The sequence below is a fragment of the Hymenobacter sp. GOD-10R genome (assembly GCF_035609205.1).
In the GTDB taxonomy this organism is placed as follows: Bacteria; Bacteroidota; Bacteroidia; order Cytophagales; family Hymenobacteraceae; genus Hymenobacter.
This window is the reverse complement of sequence record NZ_CP141184.1, coordinates 258,134-273,522: the sequence shown is the minus strand read 5'-3', so window position 1 is coordinate 273,522 and position 15,389 is coordinate 258,134. Positions and strand designations below refer to the sequence as shown.

The 15,389-nt window shown below is 56.8% G+C and carries 17 protein-coding genes and 1 riboswitch; of the genes, 5 read left to right on the top strand and 12 right to left on the bottom strand.

What is annotated here, in order from left to right; all coding sequences use genetic code 11:
* Positions 1-54 precede the first annotated feature (54 nt).
* Genes bshC through SD425_RS01145 form a run of 3 tightly spaced genes read left to right on the top strand, consistent with a single transcriptional unit; the run spans position 55 to position 2,805 of the window.
* Positions 55-1,635, top strand: a complete 1,581-nt coding sequence (gene bshC / locus SD425_RS01155) for a bacillithiol biosynthesis cysteine-adding enzyme BshC (RefSeq protein ID WP_324674543.1) — start codon at positions 55-57, stop codon at positions 1,633-1,635.
* A gap of 28 nt (positions 1,636-1,663) precedes the next feature.
* Complete coding sequence (locus SD425_RS01150; protein ID WP_324674541.1) at positions 1,664-2,209, top strand: 5-formyltetrahydrofolate cyclo-ligase; 546 nt, start codon at positions 1,664-1,666, stop codon at positions 2,207-2,209.
* Between the two features lie 44 nt (positions 2,210-2,253).
* Positions 2,254-2,805: a biopolymer transporter ExbD gene (locus tag SD425_RS01145; RefSeq protein WP_324674538.1), complete on the top strand. Its 552-nt coding sequence runs from the start codon at positions 2,254-2,256 to the stop codon at positions 2,803-2,805.
* A 71-nt stretch (positions 2,806-2,876) separates the two neighbouring features.
* Here SD425_RS01145 and SD425_RS01140 read toward each other — a convergent pair whose 3' ends face one another.
* The 5 genes from SD425_RS01140 to mnmD all read right to left on the bottom strand — a co-directional run bounded on the left by SD425_RS01140 (position 2,877) and on the right by mnmD (position 7,152).
* Positions 2,877-3,410, bottom strand: coding sequence for a GDYXXLXY domain-containing protein (locus SD425_RS01140; RefSeq protein ID WP_324674536.1), 534 nt, complete (start codon positions 3,408-3,410; stop codon positions 2,877-2,879).
* 6 nt (positions 3,411-3,416) lie between these two features.
* Positions 3,417-4,643 carry a DUF2157 domain-containing protein gene (locus SD425_RS01135; RefSeq protein ID WP_324674534.1) on the bottom strand — a complete coding sequence of 409 codons (1,227 nt, stop codon included), beginning with the start codon at positions 4,641-4,643 and terminating at the stop codon, positions 3,417-3,419.
* A gap of 99 nt (positions 4,644-4,742) precedes the next feature.
* Positions 4,743-5,507, bottom strand: a complete 765-nt coding sequence (gene map, locus SD425_RS01130) for a type I methionyl aminopeptidase (protein ID WP_324674532.1) — start codon at positions 5,505-5,507, stop codon at positions 4,743-4,745.
* 33 nt (positions 5,508-5,540) lie between these two features.
* A complete protein-coding gene (locus tag SD425_RS01125) occupies positions 5,541-6,413 on the bottom strand; it encodes a sulfurtransferase (RefSeq protein ID WP_324674529.1) in 873 nt (290 codons plus the stop codon).
* A gap of 49 nt (positions 6,414-6,462) precedes the next feature.
* The gene (gene mnmD, locus SD425_RS01120) at positions 6,463-7,152 is read right to left on the bottom strand and encodes a tRNA (5-methylaminomethyl-2-thiouridine)(34)-methyltransferase MnmD (protein ID WP_324674527.1); all 690 of its coding nucleotides are present in this window, start codon (positions 7,150-7,152) and stop codon (positions 6,463-6,465) included.
* A 108-nt stretch (positions 7,153-7,260) separates the two neighbouring features.
* Here mnmD and SD425_RS01115 point away from each other — a divergent pair, with 108 nt between their 5' ends.
* Together SD425_RS01115 and SD425_RS01110 are read left to right on the top strand one after the other, a co-directional pair.
* Positions 7,261-7,692 carry a thioesterase family protein gene (locus SD425_RS01115; RefSeq protein WP_324674525.1) on the top strand — a complete coding sequence of 144 codons (432 nt, stop codon included), beginning with the start codon at positions 7,261-7,263 and terminating at the stop codon, positions 7,690-7,692.
* A gap of 12 nt (positions 7,693-7,704) precedes the next feature.
* Positions 7,705-8,316: a thiamine phosphate synthase gene (locus tag SD425_RS01110; protein ID WP_324674523.1), complete on the top strand. Its 612-nt coding sequence runs from the start codon at positions 7,705-7,707 to the stop codon at positions 8,314-8,316.
* Here SD425_RS01110 and SD425_RS01105 read toward each other — a convergent pair.
* From SD425_RS01105 to thiS, 7 genes are all read right to left on the bottom strand, one after another.
* The gene (locus tag SD425_RS01105) at positions 8,302-9,354 is read right to left on the bottom strand and encodes a HesA/MoeB/ThiF family protein (RefSeq protein WP_324674521.1); all 1,053 of its coding nucleotides are present in this window, start codon (positions 9,352-9,354) and stop codon (positions 8,302-8,304) included. The genes SD425_RS01110 and SD425_RS01105 overlap by 15 nt on opposite strands.
* A gap of 133 nt (positions 9,355-9,487) precedes the next feature.
* Entirely contained in the window at positions 9,488-10,609 is a 1,122-nt protein-coding gene (gene thiH, locus SD425_RS01100; RefSeq protein WP_324674519.1) for a 2-iminoacetate synthase ThiH, read from the bottom strand.
* 122 nt (positions 10,610-10,731) lie between these two features.
* Positions 10,732-11,502, bottom strand: coding sequence for a thiazole synthase (locus SD425_RS01095; protein WP_324679480.1), 771 nt, complete (start codon positions 11,500-11,502; stop codon positions 10,732-10,734).
* Complete coding sequence (locus SD425_RS01090) at positions 11,502-12,128, bottom strand: thiamine phosphate synthase (RefSeq protein ID WP_324674517.1); 627 nt, start codon at positions 12,126-12,128, stop codon at positions 11,502-11,504. The genes SD425_RS01095 and SD425_RS01090 overlap by 1 nt, the downstream gene beginning before the upstream one ends.
* 78 nt (positions 12,129-12,206) lie before the next feature.
* On the bottom strand, positions 12,207-12,971 hold the full coding sequence (locus tag SD425_RS01085) for a hydroxymethylpyrimidine/phosphomethylpyrimidine kinase (RefSeq protein ID WP_324674515.1): 765 nt from the start codon (positions 12,969-12,971) through the stop codon (positions 12,207-12,209).
* 128 nt (positions 12,972-13,099) lie between these two features.
* Positions 13,100-14,971, bottom strand: a complete 1,872-nt coding sequence (gene thiC / locus SD425_RS01080; protein WP_324674513.1) for a phosphomethylpyrimidine synthase ThiC — start codon at positions 14,969-14,971, stop codon at positions 13,100-13,102.
* Positions 14,972-15,001: 30 nt separating this feature from the next.
* Entirely contained in the window at positions 15,002-15,205 is a 204-nt protein-coding gene (gene thiS, locus SD425_RS01075; protein ID WP_086592275.1) for a sulfur carrier protein ThiS, read from the bottom strand.
* Positions 15,206-15,273: 68 nt separating this feature from the next.
* Positions 15,274-15,369: riboswitch (TPP riboswitch) on the bottom strand.
* Positions 15,370-15,389: the final 20 nt, after the last annotated feature.

The following is a 15,389-nucleotide window of genomic DNA, read 5'->3' as shown; positions in this document are numbered from 1 at the left end:
CGTGGGTCTGCTTTTTTTTTGCGGACTTTGCACCCGCAACCTTTGGCCTTCGTCATGCCCCTTCATCATCTCGATTATAAAACGACCGGCGCTTTTTCCTCGCTTCTTACGGATTACCTAGCCCAGCGCCCGGAGCTTCAACCTTATTATCACCGCTTTCCGGCGCTGGATGCGTTTGAAGCGCAACTAGCAGAGAAGAAACAGGCGTACGCACCCGAAGCGCGCCAACGCTTAGTAACGGCCTTACAGGAGCAGTACACTGGCTTGGCTGACATTCACCCTAATGTGGCAGCTAACCTAGCCCTGCTCGAAAAAGACACTACGTTCACAGTAGTGACTGGGCACCAGCTTAACCTTCTTACGGGCCCGCTGTACTTTGTCTACAAAATCGTGACTGCCATTAAGTTGTGCCAGCAGCTTAAAGAGCGGTTTCCGCAGCACGATTTTGTGCCGGTGTACTGGATGGCCACGGAAGATCATGACTTCGCCGAAATCAACCACTTCAACCTGTTCGGTAAGCGGTATGAATGGTCGGCGGCTGAAGTTGGCGGACCCGTAGGCCGCTTGCCGCTAGGTGGCCTGTCGGAAGCCATCCTCGACCAACTGCCTGCTGATGTACCCGCCTTGTTTCACCAAGCCTACCGCGAGTCAGAAACGCTAACGGAGGCAACGCGCAAGCTCACGCACGCTCTGTTCGGGGAGCTAGGTTTGGTCAGCATCGACGGCGACAGCCCGACGCTGAAGCAGGCTTTCGTGCCAGTGCTAGAGCGGGAAATTCGGGAGCAGGCTTCTAATAAGGCCGTGCAGACCACGAATGCTGAACTGGAAACGGCTGGCTACAAGCCTCAAGTATACTCCCGCCCTCTCAACTTGTTCTTTATCACGGAAGAAGGCAAGCGCGAGCGGCTAGAGCCCGAAGGCGACTGTATTGCCGTGCGCAACACTAGCCGATGTTACAGCCAGGAGGAACTCCTGACTTTAGCCCAACAGCACCCTGAGCAGTTCAGCCCAAACGTGGTGCTGCGGCCTTTGTACCAAGAAATTCTACTGCCTAACCTCTGCTACGTGGGAGGTGGCGCCGAAGTCGCCTACTGGTTTCAGCTTAAGCAAGTATTCGCTGATAACAACGTACCCTTTCCCATCCTACTGCCTCGTAATTCGGCCTTGTACCTAGGTCGTGCTAACGCGGGCAAACTCCGCAAGCTAGGTCTGACGCCGGTTGATCTGTTCAAGCCCCTGCCCGATCTGAAGAAGCAAGTGGGTGCCACCCTAGGTCAGGAAGAAGTAAGTTTGGCGGCTCAGCAACAAGCTTTGGCTGCCGTTTTCAAAGAAATAGCGGACCTAGCCCAGCGCCTTGACCCCACATTAGTAAAGACCGTAGCCGCCGAAGCCCAGAAGGCGGCGGGCGGTGTGGCGGGCCTGGAGAAGCGCTTGAGCAAAGCTGCCGAAGCCAAGCACGAAACAGCTTACTCGCAACTCACTGCATTGAAGGACAAGCTTTTCCCCGGTGGCAGCCTGCAAGAGCGGGAAGACAACGTCTTGTCTATTCTCATCAACAATCCGCAATTCGTGGCGCAACTCCTGGAGGCTTTTGAGCCGCTAGCGCTGAATTTTGTTGTTTTGGAGGAAGAGTAGCGTGCTAAAAGCCGAACTCCGCCAGCAGATGCTTGCCCGGCGCCGCACCCTCGCCCCGGAAGACCTAGCTCAGCGTAATCTGCAGTTAGCGGAGCAACTATTTCAACACTTTGAAGTAGCGGGTTGGCACTGGCTGCACGTGTTTCTGCCCGTTGCCCGGCAGAAAGAGCCGGATACGTGGCTCATCATCCGGCAGCTATGGCGAGAGCACCCCTCGGTGCAGGTGGCCGTGCCGGTTGTACAGCCCGATGGGGTGAGCTTGCGTCATTACCAGCTCACTCCCCAAACGCAGCTCGTTGAAAGCCGCTGGCACATTCCGGAGCCAGTTGGTGCCGCGGAAGTAGTACCCGCCGCTCTCGACGCGGTGGTGTTGCCGCTGCTCGCGTTTGATGAGCTAGGTCACCGGGTGGGCTACGGCAAGGGTTTTTACGACCGATTCTTGCAAGAATGTCGGCCTGACACCGTGCGAATTGGCCTGAGCTTGGAGCCGCCCGTGAAGCGTATTGAAGATGCCTGGGATGGTGATGTGCCGCTGCACGCGTGCATCACGCCGGAACGGGTGTGGCGGTTTTAAGGCATTACTATATAGGACAATACAGCTACACCATGTGGCGTTGGATGAGTACCAATACCTTTCACCTCAACCAACTCATCCCTATGGCCGAAATTCAGCCTTCCGCTCCCGCCGCAAAAGACGGCAAACCGCGCGCCCGCAAAGTGGGCTTCCACCTCGACATGGCCCCGATGGTGGACCTAGCTTTTCTGCTGCTCACCTTCTTCATGCTCACCACCACATTCAGTAAGCCGACGGTGATGACGCTGAACATGCCCGAGCCAGACATTCGCAATACTGCTGTACCCGAAAGCCGGGCCCTTACGCTTATCCTAGGCAAGCATAACCAAGTGCATTATTTCTTTGGGGTGAACGATGCTAGCTCGCACCCAGCACTGCACACAACTACATTTGCCGCCGAAGGCCTACGACAAGTCCTGCTAGACCGGCAACGTCAGCAGCCTGGCTCCGTTGTGCTAATCAAGTCGAGCGACGAGGCAAACTACCAGAACCTAGTAGATGCGCTAGACGAAATGAGCATTACCAATCAGAAGAAATACGCGCTGGTAAACCTAGACCGCACGGATCGGGAGTTGCTTAAGAAAAACGGTTTGTAAAGTAAGTAAGCAAGTCATCAAAAACCTCGTCAGAGCTTTGAGCCTTGGCGGGGTTCTTTTTTTGATTACCTCTACGGCAACACCTGCGTTTCCGTAATTCGAGCTTGTCCCCAGGGCGCGATGCTCACGCGCACGAGCATAATGTGTTGCCGGCCTTTCCGCTCTAGTTCCTTGCCTTTGCCTTCGGGCACATAGTAGCGCTCTAGATTGTAGCGAATATGCAGGCTACGCCGATATCGATCCTCAATCCAGCCACGTAATACAATCTGATCAGGGGGAAGCTCAGTTGGCTCTTGCAAGTAGACGCGCACGGCCTCGTAGGCTTCTCCGGCGGGGCGCAGCACCACGTACACCGCCTGCCGGCGGCGGGGCAACGTCGTTTCCTGCCACAACGCAATTGGTAGTTGGCTAATGGTATAGTTCAGGCGTACATAGTCGCCGTAAAGCAAGTCGCGCGGGTCGACGGGCAAGGTGCGTAGCGTAACGACCCGGCCATAGGCGGTAGTGGCGTAGCCAGCGGCAGCCACGGCCAGAATGAACAGCATCTGCGCTGCCACAAGTAGCAACACCCAACGCCGATGATTTTGAGGGAGCGGAGTGGCCATGAGCAGTTAGCGCGCCGGTTTGTCGGTTGATTCGGAAGCTAGGGTCTGGGCGGCGCGCCGTTGCAAATACCAGCTGAGGCCCAGCAGCAAGATCCCGCCAAGCAGGAAGAACAACGACTTATCCATGAAGCCCCAGGTTAGCTTGAAGTAAGCTACAGCCGTTGTCAGGATGAACAGCACCGTACCAAGCGTCACGCGGTCGGGGTTCTGCTCTTGGTGGGCGCGCCAAAGCAGCGTGCCCGTGTAGGCATAGAGCACTATTAGCGCAGCTATGGCCAACGGTAAGCCACCGGGCAGGTAGAAGCCAGGAAGCAATAGCAGCCAGTCGGTGGCGCCACCCAAGCGGCCCCGTTTGCGCTTAGCTACCAACGATAGCGCAAACACCGCTCCTAACGCCGCCAAATAGGCTAGCAACGGCGGACGGAGCATATCGGTGTAGCTACCTGCTTCCCCAAAAATGGCTAAGCCTAGCATAAACAGAAACGCCGCCGCAATAGGCGGGCCTTGCATAGATCGGCCAGCGGGCCGGTCGGTCTGCCAATCGCCGAGGGTGTAGATCAACATGGCGCCTACGAAGAACCAAGTGATTTTGATGTGCAGGAAGCTCACTAGTAAGCCCGCCTGCCAGAGTAGTCCCACCGATAGTACCGTGCCGATCAAGGAATCTGGGTTGCGCCACCAGTAATAGCCTAGGCTTAGCGCCGTGAAAGCAGCCGTAGCGTAGCTGAACGCGCCAAGTTGGCCGGTGTTGTATCCTTGCACGATGCAGCTAATGACCACTGTCATTAGGAACAGCGCGCGGCTGCGGTATAGGTATGTGAGGCCAGTAGCAGCCACAGCCCACGCCACCAAGCCCGTTACATCGTACCCAATAAGCTGGTACATCTGGCTGACCAAGATGATGGCGGAGCCAAACAAGATCAGACCTAGCCCTACTAACCCAATGCCCAGGGAGTAATTACCGCGCCGCAAAAAATGCTCACCCGCGGCGTAGCTCCCAGCCAGTGAGCTCAGCAGAATACCTAGCCGCAGCGTTTCGGGGAGGCCTTGCCAATTGGCAGCAACTAAGCTCAGGGCGCTCAGCCCTACCAGCAAGCTCCCGAGCAGTGGCAACAAGCCAATGGCTTTTTCATCGGGTGGGTAGAGCCCCAGCAGCCGCTCCTGCTGCTCGGCAGTGATGATGCCCTTCTCCACCCACGTTGGGCTTTCCGTTTCGAGAAATTTACGACTCATAGCTTCTGCAACATACGCAGAATGCGGCAAGGTGAAGCTAGGGTGAAGTGACTCGTTAGTGCATCGTTGCTGGCGACTACTTACCGACTGTAAGCAATACTACTCCCAAATGCCGTTTGCGGCCGTCAGAATGATCGGCTTGCCGTCGGTAACGACCACTGTGTGTTCGTGTTGTGCCACAAAGCCGCCACGATTGCCTATCAGCGTCCAACCGTCTTGCTGTTCCTCGGCGTAGCTAGAAGCCGTGGAGATGAACGTTTCGATGGCCACCACGGAGTTTTTCTTGAAGCGTGCGCGGTTGCGCCCATCGTAGCAGTTCAGGATTTCGTGGGGCTCCTCGTGCAAGCCCCGCCCGATACCATGACCGGCAAGGTTGCGAATGACCTTGTAGCCCGATTTGCGCGCTTCATTCTCGATTAGGCGACCAATCTCTGCGATTCTCACGCCACCTCTAACTTGTGAAATAGCTTTCTGTAGAATGCGCTTCGAGGCATCAACCAGCGGCTGATGGGCGTGTTGGTCGTGGCCGAGCACGAAAGACCCGCCGTTATCGGACCAAAAGCCATCTAGCTCCGCCGACACGTCGATGTTGATCAAGTCGCCTTCCTGCAGCACCTTGTGCGCCGACGGGATGCCGTGCGCCACTTCCTGGTTCACACTGATGCACGTCCAGCCTGGGAAACCGTACGTGAGGCGGGGCGCCGACTTGGCACCTAGGTCTTGCAGGAGCTTGCCGCCATATTCATCTAACTGCTTGGCCGTCATGCCGGGTTGGGCGTATTCCCGCATGTGCTTCAGCGTCAGTCCTACTGCTTCGCTGATTTTTTGCATCCCAAGCAAGTCACTTTCTGAGGCTATCGACATCGTTTATCAGTTGTTCCTAGTTCTAAATAATCTTTATACTTCCGTTGCAACGGCGCGGCCGCTGTTAGACCACTCACTCCACGAGCCTACATATAGCTTCGGAATTGGTAGGCCGGCGTAGGCCATAGCCAGCAGGGTATGACACGCCGTAACGCCAGAGCCGCAATGTACAACCACCTTTTCCGGTTGATAGTTACGAAGTGCTTCCGTGTACTTCTCCCGGAGCACTTCAGGCGCCAGGAAAAAGCCGTTAGCGTCCAGATTGCTGGTAAACGGAATGTTTACTGCGCCCGGAATGTGGCCCGCAATCAAATCAATCGGCTCCTGCTCGCCCCGGTAGCGAATCGCATCGCGCACATCAATGACCAGCTGATCAGGCGCCTGAGCGGCTTGCTCTACCTCCTCCACCGATGCAAATGGCAACTGCCAGCTGCTTTGCGGGTAAATCGGCCCCGCAGCGGGCTGCGGGGCGGTAGAACTAGCGGGAAAGCCAGCCGCAAGTGCCGCGTCTAAGCCACCATCCAACACTTGCACGGCCGGATGCCCTAGGGCCTTCAGCATCCACCAAAACCGAGCAGCGGCATTTGCGCCGTTCTTGTCGTCGTACACCACCACATGCGAAGTCGGGCTAATACCTAGGTGACCTAGCAGCTCCGCAAAGGCTTGGGCGCTGGGTAGCGGGTGCCTCCCACCATCGGCGGGCGTGGCGGCTTTGTGCGCCAGCTCCTCTTCCAGATCTACCCACAGGGCGTCCTCCAGGTGAGAGGCAGCGTACCTAGCCTGCACGTTCGGCCCCGTCCGCACATCGATGAGGACGAGCTCCGGCGTGCCTTTGAGACGGAGCAGTTCTTCGGGCTTGATGATGGGTGACGCTTGTCCTGGCTGGTTATCGGCTACGTTGGTCATGTGTAATATCTTGGCTATCTGTCGGTGCGTTAGTAAACGTCTTCTTTTCTCAAGCCAACACTGGCTTGCTAGCTCGCGTCATCTCCCGCTTTCCGGCCGGGCCAGGTAGCTTTTCGATGAGCCAACCGGCCGCTTTCAGACTCCGCCGAAAGCTGCCTTTGGCGCAGTAGCTGGTGAGCAGGCAGCCCGGCGCAGCGGCTTCGTAGAGTTGGACAAACACCTCATCGGTCCACATATCCGGCTGCTTCTCCGGCGCGAAGGCATCGAAATAAATGACGTCATATCGGTTGGCAGTTAGGTGCGTTTCCTGCAAAGCGCCCGTGATTTTGCGCAGCAGAAAACGGGGCAGCAATGGCACGGCTTCGTCCCAAGCGGCGGCGTGGAGCTGCTCGTAGAACCCGAACAGCTCCGGGTTGAGCAGGTAGCGCTCGGCTTGCAAGCTGGCAATGACCTCCCCCGACAGCGGGTATTTTTCTATCGTGTCGTAGGCCACCGCCACTGGCGCAGTGAGGCCGCGCTGTAACGTCAGCAATGCGTTCAGACCGGTGCCAAAACCAATCTCCAATACTCGCACCGGGGTTTTGTCAGACGCTAAAGCCGGTTCTAATGCGGCACCTAGGTACACGTGCATGGCTTCCTGCACGGCGCCATGCGTGGAGTGGTAATGCTCATTTAGCGCGGGTACGTAGAGCGTACTGGAGCCATCTTCGGTGGTGCGAACTTCTACTTGTATAGACATAAGCATAGAGACATGAGAAGTGAGATCTTTGCGGACAAGACCTGTGAGGCTAGGCAACGTACAAAAGTCTTACTTCTCAAGGCTTCATACTTATTATCTACCAAGCTAATGGCCCGCGTAAAAGTAGCCCTTCCTGATACTTTTCTATTCACGGTTAAGATTCCCGTGCGGATTACTGACCTAAACTATGGCGCCCACCTCGGTAATGACGCGCTACTCAGCATTTTGCACGAAGCACGGGTGCAGTTTCTACAGCACATCGGTATTCCAGAGTTCGAGCCCGAAACCCAGCTAGGCCTCATTATGGCTGACGTGGCCATCGAATACAAAGGGGAAGGTTTCCACGGCGATATTCTTCATATCCAGCTAGCAGCGGCTGATTTAAACAAGTACGGCTTCGACGTGGTGTACTGGGTGAAGGCGCAGGATGACCGCGAAATTGCGCGGGCCAAAACCGGCATGCTGTGCTTCGACTACAACACCCGCAAGCTCCGTCCGTTGCCAGCGGGGATAGTCACTGGCTTGCCAGAGCATAAGTAAGCGCCTGCTCACATGGCCTTTACGCTCTTACTTATTTCGCCACCCGAAGAGAGCCCGAACGAAATTTCGACGCTGGTTCAGTTGTTTGAAGCGGGGCTAGGGTTGTTTCACTTGCGCAAGCCCTATTGGCCCGAGGCCCAATTGGAGGATTACTTTCGAGCAATACCAGCGCTGTTTCATTCGCGTATCGTACTGCACTCGCACTACGCACTGGCTCAGCGCTATGCGCTGCATGGCCTGCACTTGCCCGCGCGCAGTCGCCACACGTGGCGGCCTAGCTTGCTGCCGGTGGGTCAATCATTGTCTACCTCTTTTCACACATTGGAGGAAGTGCAGCAGCACCGGCGCCACTACGACTACGTGCTGCTCAGCCCCATTTTCGACAGCATCAGCAAGGCAGGTTACGGCAGCGCTTTCGACCTAGGTTCTTTGCCGCAGGCCTTGCAGCAGCTACAATACCGGGCGCAATATGCCCCGCACGTAATAGCGCTGGGAGGTATCACGGCAGAAAACGTTGGCGCGGCCCAGCAAGCAGGGTTTGCGGGTGCGGCGGTGCTCGGCGCCGTCTGGCAAGCGCCCGATCCAGTAGCAGCTTTTCAGGCTATCCGATCAAAAATCAGCTAGGCCGTTGCGCAGCGAGGCGACTTGCTCAAAGCCGTGCGCCTGAAGCAGCCGCACCGCCTGCTGGCTGCGGCGGCCGCTGGCGCAATGCACCACAATGGGCTTGTCGCGGGCTAGGGTAGGCAGCGCTGCCGCGAGTTGCCCCAGCGGAATAAGCCGGCCGCCGATGTTGCGCGTGGCATACTCCTGTTCTTCACGCACATCGAGCAATAGCAGTGCTTTCTCGCCTTTCAGCTGTTGCTTCAAATCCGCTGCCGTGATTTCGGGCACCGCATCCGTTTCACAAATAAGTTGATTATCAATCAGCTCGCATGGTATTCGGTTTGCGGCTACTGCCTCAAAAGCAAAAGTTGTGAAAGCTAAGGTCAAGGCATCCAGCATAAGCAGCCGTCCACTGAGCACCTCCCCTACCCCTGTGATGAGCTTAATCGCCTCATTGGCCTGGAACGTACCTACTATGCCGGGTAAAACGCCGAGCACTCCGATTTCCGAGCAGTTGGGCGAGTCGTCGGGTGGCTCGGGAAAGAGACAGCGGTAGGTTGGCCCACCTTGGTAGTTGAAGACGCTTATTTGGCCTTCAAACTTGAAAATAGCACCGAATACGAACGGCTTGCCGAGCAGCACGCAAGCATCGTTCAGCAAGTAACGCGTGGCGAAGTTGTCGGAGCAATCAACTACTAGGTCGTAATCTGCCAGCAGCGTGCGGGCGTTGGCAGCAGCCAGCCGAGCTAGGTGGGGCTGCGCGGTGATGAACGGGTTTTGCGCCCGCAGCTTTTCCGCCGCTACTTCCGCTTTCGGGCGGCCGACATCGGCCGTCGCGTAGAGGACCTGGCGCTGCAAGTTGGTTTCGTCTACCGTGTCGAAGTCGAGCAACCCTAAGGTGCCGACGCCGGCAGCGGTCAGGTATTGAAGCACGGGGCAACCTAGGCCACCGCACCCTACCACCAGCACGCGGGCAGCCTTCAGCTTCTGCTGGCCCTCCAACCCGATTTCTGGCAGGCGAATGTGGCGGTCGTAGCGACGAAATTCGGCAGTAGTCATAGTGGAAAAGTTTAGCAGAATGATGTAGAGGCACATACTTGTGTCTCAATCGTTGCTGAGGTTGTTTAAGCTGCGTCGTTTGGGTGCCAGTCGTTCAACGACGAGACACAAGTATGTGTCTCTACACCGTTTTTTAACGTGCTATAGCCATCAGCGCCGCATCCCAGTCCTTCCAGACGGGTTCATAACCTTGGCGGCGCAGCATGGCGGCAATTTCTTGGGGACTGCGCTCGTCGGAAATCTCGAACTGCTCCAACGACTCCGGCTCCACGATGTAGCCGCCGGGGTTGGTTTTGGAGCCAGCGCTGATCGACGTGATACCTAGCCGCACAATATGGTCGCGGAAAGTGGGCGTCTCGCGAGTTGAGATGGACAGCTCTACTTCTTCGTTGAGCAGACGGTAGGCGCAAATTAGCTGCACCAGCTCGCGGTCAGTCATTTCGACTTTGGGCTGAAGCAGACCTTCGGCCGGGCGTAGGCGGGGGAATGATAAGCTGTACTTGGTTTGCCAGTAGGTGCGCTCCAAGTAATCGAGGTGCAGGGCCGTGAAGAAGCTGTCGGTGCGCCAATCTTCCAACCCAAATAATACGCCTAGCCCCATCTTGTGCACGCCGGCTCGACCTAGCCTGTCCGGCGTTTCCAGGCGGTAGTAGAAATTCGACTTTTTGCCTTTTGGGTGGTGCTTTTTGTAATCATGCTGATGGTAGGTTTCCTGGTATACCAGCACCGCGTGCAAGCCTTCCGGCACTAGTAGCTCATACTCTTCCTGATCCAGTGGCTGCACTTCCATAGAGATCTGGGCGAAGTGCGGGCGTAGCACCTGAATAGCTTTGCGCAGATACTCAACGCCTACAGTCTGGTTGGCCTCGCCCGTTACCAGCAGCACATGCTCGTAGCCCCAACACTTCAGCACAGCCGCTTCTTGTAGCATCTCCACGCCGCTGAGTGTGCGCCGCCGGATCTTGTTATCGAGGCTGAAGCCGCAGTACGTGCAGATATTCTGACACTCATTCGACAGGTACATAGGCACATACAGCTGCACCGTGTTGCCGAAGCGCTTGCGCGTGAGCTGGTGGCTAAGCTGGGCCATCTGCTCCAAATAGGGCGCGGCAGCCGGCGAAATCAACGCTTTGAAATCTTCCAGCGTACGCTTAGGGGCGCGCAAAGCTAGCTCTACATCCGCAGCTGTTTTGGTGTAGATGCTAGCTTTGACGTCGTCCCAGCTGTGCGCGTCGAAGATTGGGCGGAAGCTCATAGTCAACAGAGTTTAAGGTAGTCCGTCATGCTGAGCCTGTCGAAGCATCTCGCTCGCTTCGTTGCAGACGTCAGCACGCGAGATGCTTTGACAGGCTCAGCATGACGATCTTTGTGGGTGTTCTAATCCAGAAAAGCCGTTAGTGGCGAGCTAGCTTCTGCGTGCGCTACAGGTGCCGCAAGCCGCGCCTCATACGCCAACCGTCCGGCTTCTACTGCCATCCGAAAAGCATGTGCCATTTGCACCGGCTGACCCGCAACCGCAATAGCCGTATTCACCAGCACCGCATCGGCACCCATTTCGAGAGCCGCCGCTGCGTGCGAAGGCGCTCCGATACCCGCATCGACTACCACCGGCACCCGGCTCTGGCCAATAATGATTTCCAGAAACTCCCTAGTTAGCAACCCTTTATTACTACCAATGGGCGAACCTAGAGGCATCACGGCAGCTACGCCTACTTCCTCTAGGCGCTTGCACAGCACCGGGTCGGCGTGAATGTAGGGCAGCACTACAAAGCCTAGCTTTGTCAGTTCCTCGGCCGCTTTTAGCGTCTCGACGGGGTCGGGGAGCAGGTACTTGGGGTCGGGATGAATTTCGAGCTTGATCCAGTTAGTCTCCAGCGCTTCGCGGGCCAATTGAGCCGCAAACACAGCTTCTTTAGCGGTCCGCACACCGGAGGTATTTGGTAGTAGGTTGAACTGTGGGTGAGCTAGGTGGCGCAAAATATCGTCCTGGCTATCTGCTACATCCACACGCTTCAGGGCTACGGTCACCAGCTCCGAGCCGGAAGTCAGCAGCGCTTCTTCCATCAGCTCCGCTGAGCTAAACTTGCCGGTGCCAGTGAATAGGCGCGACGTAAAGGTGCGACCGGCAATCGTGAGCGGCTGAGTCATCATACAACAGTAGGTAAACTGGCGAGAGCTGTTAAGAATTGAGTTGCCGCGGCAGCCGGATCCGCCGTGCCCGACACCGCGCCCGATACAGCAACGCCGTGCAAGCCCGTAGCGCGGAGTGCCTCTACATCCGACAGAATGATGCCGCCAATACCAATAATCGGCACCTCAAACCCGGCGGCACGACACTGAGCTAGCAGCGTTTGGTAGCCTTCCAGCCCAAGAATGGGACTTAGATTCTGCTTGGTAGTCGTAAAGCGAAACGGGCCTAGCCCAATGTAATCCACCTTAGCCGCTACCAAGCCTTCGATGTCGGCGAACGTGTTGGCTGTGCCGCCGATAATGTAGTCGGGGCCAAGAATAGCGCGGGCTTCCTGCGGCGGCATGTCTTGCTTGCCAAGGTGCACGCCATCGGCCCCTACTGCCTGAGCTATTTGCGGGTTGTCGTTGATAATGAGCTTAGCGCCGTGTTTACGGCACACCTGCCGCACGTCCAGGGCGAGTTGTTCCCAGGCAGCATAGGAGAGGTTTTTCACCCGTAGCTGCACCCAGTCGACACCGCCTTGGCAAGCTAGGTCAGCTAGCGCGGGTGAGTCGGTTATATAATGAAGTCGGCTAATTTGCATGTTGTCTTCTTGGTTCGTGTAGCGCGGACTTTGTCGTTCGCGTCCGCTTTCATTCACCTCTGTCTTTCCAAGCGCGAACTACATAATTCGCGCTACCGCGTGGTATCCTAGCAGCGTATCGGTACTGGCCAGAAATGCACTAGTGTAAGTCTTCCCTTCGCGGCACGCCTCTACCAGCGAATACCCTTTCGCCAGCCCCGCCAGAATAGCCGCCGATAACACGCAGCCGCTACCGTGTTTTTCGCCGTGCGGTAGGCGCGGCGCGGTAAAAGCGTGCTGGTCGCCATCCACGAAGAGGATATCGGTAGCAACATCCCCATCTGCGTGGCCACCTTTCAGCAGTACCGGACAGAAAGCGGCAACTGCTGCCGCCGATTCTTCGGCGCTGGCAGCCGGCCACAGACGCAACATCTCTGGGCGGTTGGGCGTGAGCAAGGTTAGCTGTTTACATAGTGCCTGTACAAGCGCCTGCCTAGGTTCGCTGTGAAAATCATAACCAGCGCTAGCTTTCAGCACTGGGTCCCAGATGATCTGCACCCGTGGTTGTTGCATCTGCAGCCACTCAAGCAGTTCAGGCAAGTGACCTAGGCTCTCGAACAGCCCAATCTTTACCCACTTAATCGGGAAGCGAGTAAAAAGCAGCCGCGCTTGATCTAAGATGGTAGCCGCTGGCACCCAGCTTACTTGCTCAAACTGCACGTCGTTCTGCACCGTCAAAGCCGTGCACACACCTAGGCCATAGACGCCGTTGGCCTCTATGGTTTTGCAATCAGCCAGTAAGCCGGCTCCGCCGCTAGGGTCGAAGCCAGCAATGCTGAGGGCATATGGGCGAGAAAGTTGCATTGATCAGCTTTGCTTTTGTTAGACAGTCATGCTGAGCTTGCCGAAGCATCTCTACCGCCTCGTTGAACGATTAGAGTTAGCACTGCATGCGAGATGCTTCGGCAAGCTCAGCATGACGGTCTGATTGATTACAGATAAATCTCGCTACCCTTTTCCACGAACTCCCTGGCCTTTTCAGCCAAGCCTTTCGTTAGCGCATCATCCGTAGCCACATCTTGCGCAGCGGCGAAGTCGCGCACCTCTTGCGTGATTTTCATCGAGCAGAAATGCGGACCACACATCGAGCAGAAGTGCGCCACCTTGGCGCCTTCGGCGGGCAGCGTTTCGTCGTGGTACTCGCGGGCGGTGTCGGGGTCGAGGCTGAGGTTGAACTGATCTTCCCAGCGGAACTCGAACCTAGCTTTGCTCAGGGCATTGTCACGGTACTGCGCGCCGGGGTGACCTTTGGCGAGGTCGGCAGCGTGGGCGGCAATTTTGTAGGTGATTACGCCGTCCTTCACGTCCTTCTTGTTCGGCAAACCTAGGTGCTCCTTGGGCGTCACGTAGCACAGCATGGCCGTCCCGAACCAGCCAATCATGGCCGCGCCAATGGCTGACGTGATGTGATCGTAGCCGGGGGCAATATCAGTCGTCAGCGGACCTAGGGTGTAGAACGGCGCCTCGTGGCACTCCTTCAACTGCTTGTCCATGTTCTGCTTAATCAGGTGCATGGGCACGTGGCCAGGGCCTTCGATCATTACCTGGATGTCGTGCTTCCAGGCAATTTTGGTCAGCTCGCCGAGGGTTTCCAGCTCCGCGAACTGGGCGGCATCATTCGCATCGGCAATGGAGCCGGGGCGCAGGCCATCGCCGAGTGAGAACGCCACGTCGTAGGCCTTCATGATTTCGCAGATTTCCTCGAAGTGCGTGTAGAGAAAACTCTCCTTGTGGTGAGCTAGGCACCACTTCGCCATGATGGAGCCGCCACGCGACACAATGCCCGTTACACGCTTGGCCGTCAGCGGAATGTACGCTAGGCGCACACCCGCGTGGATGGTAAAGTAGTCGACCCCTTGCTCGGCCTGCTCGATGAGCGTATCGCGGAACAGCTCCCAAGTCAGGTCTTCGGCCTTGCCGTTTACTTTTTCGAGCGCCTGGTAAATTGGCACCGTACCTACTGGCACCGGGCAGTTGCGGATAATCCACTCGCGGGTTTCGTGGATATTCTTACCCGTGCTCAAATCCATGAGCGTATCGCCACCCCAGCGGCAGCTCCACACGGCCTTATCTACCTCTTCCTCAATGCTCGACGTCACAGCCGAGTTACCGATGTTCGTGTTAATCTTCACCAGGAAGTTGCGCCCGATAATCATCGGCTCGCTCTCCGGGTGGTTGATATTGGAGGGAATAATAGCCCGGCCAGCCGCTACTTCGTCGCGCACAAACTCGGGCGTGATGAAGCCCTGCGGCGTGTTCGCCCCGAAGCTGTAGCCTTCGTGCTGGGTTTTCAGCGCGTCATCATTGGCTATCTGGTCGATGCGCTGGTTTTCCCGGATAGCGATATACTCCATTTCGGGCGTGATGATGCCTTGCTTGGCGTAGTGCAGCTGCGTCACATTTTGCCCCGACTTAGCCCGATACGGCCGCCGAATGTGCTCGAAACGCAGGTGGTCTAGCTTCTCGTCATCGGCGCGAAGCTGCCCATATTCAGATGATACGCCGGGCAGTTCTTCCACGTCGCCGCGGTTCACAATCCACTCTTCGCGCAAACGGGGCAGCCCTTTTTTTAGGTCGATTTCCGCGTCTGGGTCGGTGTAGGGGCCGCTGGTATCGTACACCGTTACGGGCGGGTTCTCCTCTGTGGGGTTGGTGAAGTCGAACTTGCGTTGGGTGTCCGTCAGAACGATTTCGCGCATCGCCACCCGAATGTCGTAGAGTTGGCCGGGCACGTAAATCTTGCGCGAGCCGGTCAGGGGCGCGCGTTCCACCAGCGTCTGCTGGGGTGCTTGGTCTTTTTTCATCGTAAAAAAGAAGGAGGGGAAATGCGCGGCCTAGCCGCCCTGCGTTGCGCGGATTACGGTAATGCGGTCTTGGGCTTGGAGGGCATAGCTAGCCCAATCCGTGCGGGGCACGACCCGGTCGTTCACGGCTACTGCTACGCCGCGTTGGTCGGCGAGCTGTAGCTCGGTAAGGGCAGCCGCCAACGTGGGTTCCACGGTGGCTTCGTGCGGTTTATTGTTGACGTAGAAAACCATTGAGCTAGGTTTAGCTGGTTGATTGTCAATACAATAAACTTCAGTAGGTGCACGCCCCAGCACACAGGCTCTCGCTTCTCACTTTTCCCTTCGCCAGCATTACCTGGATCAGGTTCTAAGGGTATTTCTCAGTCCCGCGCGGCGGAACACCCCTAAAGTTTACTGCGAGCAAGGTAAGCGGATT

Bases quoted from the DNA above. Each gene is read 5' to 3' on its own strand.
- SD425_RS01135 (WP_324674534.1), bottom strand. From the start codon at position 4,643: ATGAGTCGTAAATTTCTCGAAACGGAAAGCCCAACGTGGGTGGAGAAG.
- thiC (WP_324674513.1), bottom strand. From the start codon at position 14,971: ATGAAAAAAGACCAAGCACCCCAGCAGACGCTGGTGGAACGCGCGCCC.
- thiS (WP_086592275.1), bottom strand. From the start codon at position 15,205: ATGGTTTTCTACGTCAACAATAAACCGCACGAAGCCACCGTGGAACCC.
- bshC (WP_324674543.1), top strand. From the start codon at position 55: ATGCCCCTTCATCATCTCGATTATAAAACGACCGGCGCTTTTTCCTCG.
- map (WP_324674532.1), bottom strand. From the start codon at position 5,507: ATGTCGATAGCCTCAGAAAGTGACTTGCTTGGGATGCAAAAAATCAGC.
- SD425_RS01095 (WP_324679480.1), bottom strand. From the start codon at position 11,502: ATGACTCAGCCGCTCACGATTGCCGGTCGCACCTTTACGTCGCGCCTA.
- SD425_RS01145 (WP_324674538.1), top strand. From the start codon at position 2,254: ATGAGTACCAATACCTTTCACCTCAACCAACTCATCCCTATGGCCGAA.
- SD425_RS01115 (WP_324674525.1), top strand. From the start codon at position 7,261: ATGGCCCGCGTAAAAGTAGCCCTTCCTGATACTTTTCTATTCACGGTT.
- SD425_RS01090 (WP_324674517.1), bottom strand. From the start codon at position 12,128: ATGCAAATTAGCCGACTTCATTATATAACCGACTCACCCGCGCTAGCT.
- SD425_RS01140 (WP_324674536.1), bottom strand. From the start codon at position 3,410: ATGGCCACTCCGCTCCCTCAAAATCATCGGCGTTGGGTGTTGCTACTT.
- SD425_RS01150 (WP_324674541.1), top strand. From the start codon at position 1,664: ATGCTTGCCCGGCGCCGCACCCTCGCCCCGGAAGACCTAGCTCAGCGT.
- SD425_RS01125 (WP_324674529.1), bottom strand. From the start codon at position 6,413: ATGACCAACGTAGCCGATAACCAGCCAGGACAAGCGTCACCCATCATC.
- SD425_RS01085 (WP_324674515.1), bottom strand. From the start codon at position 12,971: ATGCAACTTTCTCGCCCATATGCCCTCAGCATTGCTGGCTTCGACCCT.
- thiH (WP_324674519.1), bottom strand. From the start codon at position 10,609: ATGAGCTTCCGCCCAATCTTCGACGCGCACAGCTGGGACGACGTCAAA.
- SD425_RS01105 (WP_324674521.1), bottom strand. From the start codon at position 9,354: ATGACTACTGCCGAATTTCGTCGCTACGACCGCCACATTCGCCTGCCA.
- SD425_RS01110 (WP_324674523.1), top strand. From the start codon at position 7,705: ATGGCCTTTACGCTCTTACTTATTTCGCCACCCGAAGAGAGCCCGAAC.
- mnmD (WP_324674527.1), bottom strand. From the start codon at position 7,152: ATGTCTATACAAGTAGAAGTTCGCACCACCGAAGATGGCTCCAGTACG.